Raw genomic sequence first — 3,123 nt, 5'->3', positions numbered from 1 at the left:
AGCTGTGCCGCCCTGCTGGTCGGCTGCGTCTGCTGTGCCGCCCTGCTGGTCGGCTGCGTCTGCTGTGCCGCCCTGCTGGTCGGCTGCGTCTGCTGTGCCGCCCTGCTGGTCGGCTGCGTCTGCTGTGGTGCCGTGCTGGTTGGCGGCGCCGGGTGCGGCGCTCGGCTGGTTGGCTGTACGTGCTGTGGCGGCCTGCTGGTCGGCGGTGCCGGCTGAGGTGTGCTGCAGGTCGGCGGTGGCTGGTGCGGTGCTCTGCTCGTCGGGGATAGGCGTCGGGGCGATGCCGAGTCGTCTGACGGCCTCCAGGCGGAGCGCGAGAGCGCCGTCTGTCAGTTGGTCGGCGTACCGGGTCGTGGCTGGCACGGTGTGCGTGGCTCCGTCGACCGACGCCAACCGCGGGTGTGCGACCTCGGCGAGCATCTGCTGGATGTCCGTGGCAGGTGCCACCCCGACAGCCGACGCGGCGTGCACAGCTGCGGAGTCCGAGGCTGCTGTCCGAGCGGGGTGTGCCGGGGCAGACTGCGCGGGCTTGGCTGTTGGCGAGGTTGGGGTGACGGCCATCTGAGCCTCCGGTGTGTCCGGGTGGGTGAGCGTCGGGTCCTGGCGAGCGGCGGGGTCCGTCGTACGGGTGGGGACGGCGGTCAGCGGAGCAGCCGGGCGTACGTCGTCCAGCGGGAGGTCTTCCGGCTGGAGATGGTGGGACTGGCTCATGTCACTGCTCCTGGGGATGGGGCGGGAGGTGGTCGCCGGTCGGCGCGGGCGGGATCCGGAGGACCTGCCCGGGAAGGATGAGGTCGGGGTCGTCCCCGATCACGTGGCGGTTCACGGCGTACCAGTCAGGCCAGCGCGCGGCGATCGCCTCTGCCGTCGCGCCCGGCCCGAGCTCACGAGCGGCGATCTCCCAGAGCGAGTCGCCTTCCCGTACGACGACGCGCACCGGCACCGTGGGCCGCAGCTCGGTGTACCGAGTCGGCGCACCATCAACCGGCCGATCCGGCACCCCCACCCGAGACCCGCCCTTGGGCTGATCCGGCACCCCCACTCGCGACCCACCCTTGGGTCGATCCGGCACCCCCACCTGCGACCGCCCGGCGGGCCGGTCCGTGCGCCCGTCCGTCAGCGCGCCTGGGCGGTTCGGGGTGCTCGGCCGCTCAGGTGTCCCCGGGGCGGCCGTCCGACCATCCGACTGCGCCGCTGAACCCGGGCGGTTCGGGGTGGCCGGGCGCTCAGTGGTTCCTGAGGTGCCCGTCCGGCCCGACGTCTGGTTGCCGCTGGTGGACTCGCCGGGATCGGCTGGCTCGGTGGTGGGGCGGGCTGGGACGGATGGACGGTTCGGGGTGGGGAGGGTGGTGGAGTCGTCCGTCGGGGTGGGGGTGGAACCCAGGTGGAGTGTGGACGGCGGTTCGGTTGCGCGGTAGTCGGTGTGGGCCTGGCCGGACTCGCCGAGTTCGACGGTCGAGCGTGGTTCTGTGGCTCGGGAGTCGTCGGCGCGCTGGTCGGTCGCGGTGTCTTCTGTGTTGGTACGGCGCGTGCTGGCGTCCGGCTGGATGTGCACGGTCGAGGCAGGTTCGGTGGCGCGGAAGCCGGCGTGCTGATCAGCTGCTGAGTTGTCGGTGTTCGTGCGGCGCGCGCTGGTATCCGGGCCGATTTGCACCTTCGAGGCGGGTGCGGTGGCGCGGAAGTCGGCTTGCTGGTCGGCTGCTGAGTTGTCGGTGGTCGCGCGGTGGGTGCCGGCGTCCGGGCCGATCTGCACGGCCGAGGCGGGTTCGGTCGCTCGGAAGTCGCGGTCCGAGGTGGTGCCGCTGACCTCAACTCCCGACGCCGGCTCGGTCGCGCGGTACGACGTGCCTGCGTTGCCGTGCTGTGTGGCCGACTGGGGCTCAGTGGCGCCGAGGTGGACGGTGGAGTTGGGTTCGGTGGCGCGGAAGTTGGTTTGGGTGGCGGGGTGGGTCCACTGGCGGACGTGGGCTGTGTCGGCGGGGGTCGCCTGGGCTGAGGCGACGGTTAGGGGCGTGACGGCGGCTACGCCTAGGCCGGAGCGCAGGAGGGCTCGGGCGGTCTTGGTGGTGATTCGGCCGGCTACGGCGCCGGACAGCGTGCCGACCGCGCCGGGGACCTGTTCGAGGACTGTGAGCAGCACGGCGAGCACCAGCCACCCGTACGCGATCCAGGCGATGGTCCCGACCGCCAGAACGGTCAGCGAATCCAGGTCGTACGTCCGCAGGCCGCTGATCGAGCCCGCGGTGAACCAGCGCAGCAGGAGACCGACGCCCGCCAGCGCGACGATCGCGAGCGTTCCCTTGACCCCCCGGATCATCGCGTTCATCCCGCTTCGCTCCCGACCTATGAGTTTGCTTTAGTTTGCTTTGGCTTGACCACTATAGACCGGTTCTGGTCCGCCTTTGCAAGTCCTTAACCCACGCTGCGTCGGTTTCCGCTGCGGACAGTGACGGCCGGACGGCCCGGCGGCACCCCGGACCGGTAGGTTCACGGTCATGCGGTGGGATGCGTTGTTCGCGGATCTGGAGTCGCAGTTCGACGCGCTCCAGGACAGTGACCTGTACGGCGAGGTGGCGGATCGGATCCGGGCCGAGGTCGGGAAGATCACCGTGCTCGACCGCCTCCGCGGTGCGGTGGACACCGTCGTCCGCGTCGAGTTGAAGGACGCGGACCCGGTGCGCGGCCTGCTCAGCCGGGTCGGGAAGGACTGCCTGCTGATCGAGACCGAGCGCTACGAGGAGTGGCTGATCCCGGTCGAGGCGCTGGTCGCGGTCCATCGGCTCGGGCCGTGGGCGGAGCCGGCGGTCGGGGCCGTCGAGGGCAAGCTCGGTCTCGCGCACCTGCTGCGCGGCATCGCGCGGGACCGCTCACCGGTGACGCTCTTCTGCAGCGGCGGCGGCCCGGTCACCGGGACGATCGACCGCGTCGGCGCCGATTTCCTGGAGATCGCCGAGCACCCCCTGGACGCGCCGCGCCGCCGCACCGAGGTCTACAACGTCCGCCTGATCCCCACCCAGGCCCTCCGCGCCCTGCGCCGCCGCTGACTCCCGACCGAGTCTGTCTCCCACCCTAACTGGGTGGGAGACAGACCACCGTGTCTTCCCGCCCAGACCCTGTCTAACC

The 3,123-nt window shown here is 71.6% G+C and carries 3 protein-coding genes; 1 reads left to right on the top strand and 2 read right to left on the bottom strand.

What is annotated here, in order from left to right:
- Together ABZW60_RS02695 and ABZW60_RS02690 are read right to left on the bottom strand one after the other, a co-directional pair.
- Nucleotides 1-711: hypothetical protein (locus ABZW60_RS02695; RefSeq protein ID WP_355473310.1), on the bottom strand; the 711-nt coding region annotated here is incomplete at its 3' end.
- A 1-nt stretch (nt 712) separates the two neighbouring features.
- Nucleotides 713-2,317 carry a LysM peptidoglycan-binding domain-containing protein gene (locus ABZW60_RS02690; protein WP_355473308.1) on the bottom strand — a complete coding sequence of 535 codons (1,605 nt, stop codon included), beginning with the start codon at nt 2,315-2,317 and terminating at the stop codon, nt 713-715.
- 178 nt (nt 2,318-2,495) lie between these two features.
- Between ABZW60_RS02690 and ABZW60_RS02685 the strand changes: the two genes are divergently transcribed.
- Complete coding sequence (locus ABZW60_RS02685) at nt 2,496-3,044, top strand: hypothetical protein (RefSeq protein WP_355473307.1); 549 nt, start codon at nt 2,496-2,498, stop codon at nt 3,042-3,044.
- The last annotated feature ends 79 nt before the right edge of the window (nt 3,045-3,123 follow it).

Origin of the sequence: Kribbella sp. NPDC003557, from assembly GCF_040610805.1 — a bacterium.
In the GTDB taxonomy this organism is placed as follows: domain Bacteria; phylum Actinomycetota; class Actinomycetes; order Propionibacteriales; family Kribbellaceae; genus Kribbella.
This window is presented reverse-complemented; position numbering and strand designations above follow the sequence as displayed.

Coding starts and splice junctions, on each gene's coding strand:
- ABZW60_RS02690 (WP_355473308.1), bottom strand. CDS start 2,317: ATGATCCGGGGGGTCAAGGGAACGCTCGCGATCGTCGCGCTGGCGGGC.
- ABZW60_RS02685 (WP_355473307.1), top strand. CDS start 2,496: ATGCGGTGGGATGCGTTGTTCGCGGATCTGGAGTCGCAGTTCGACGCG.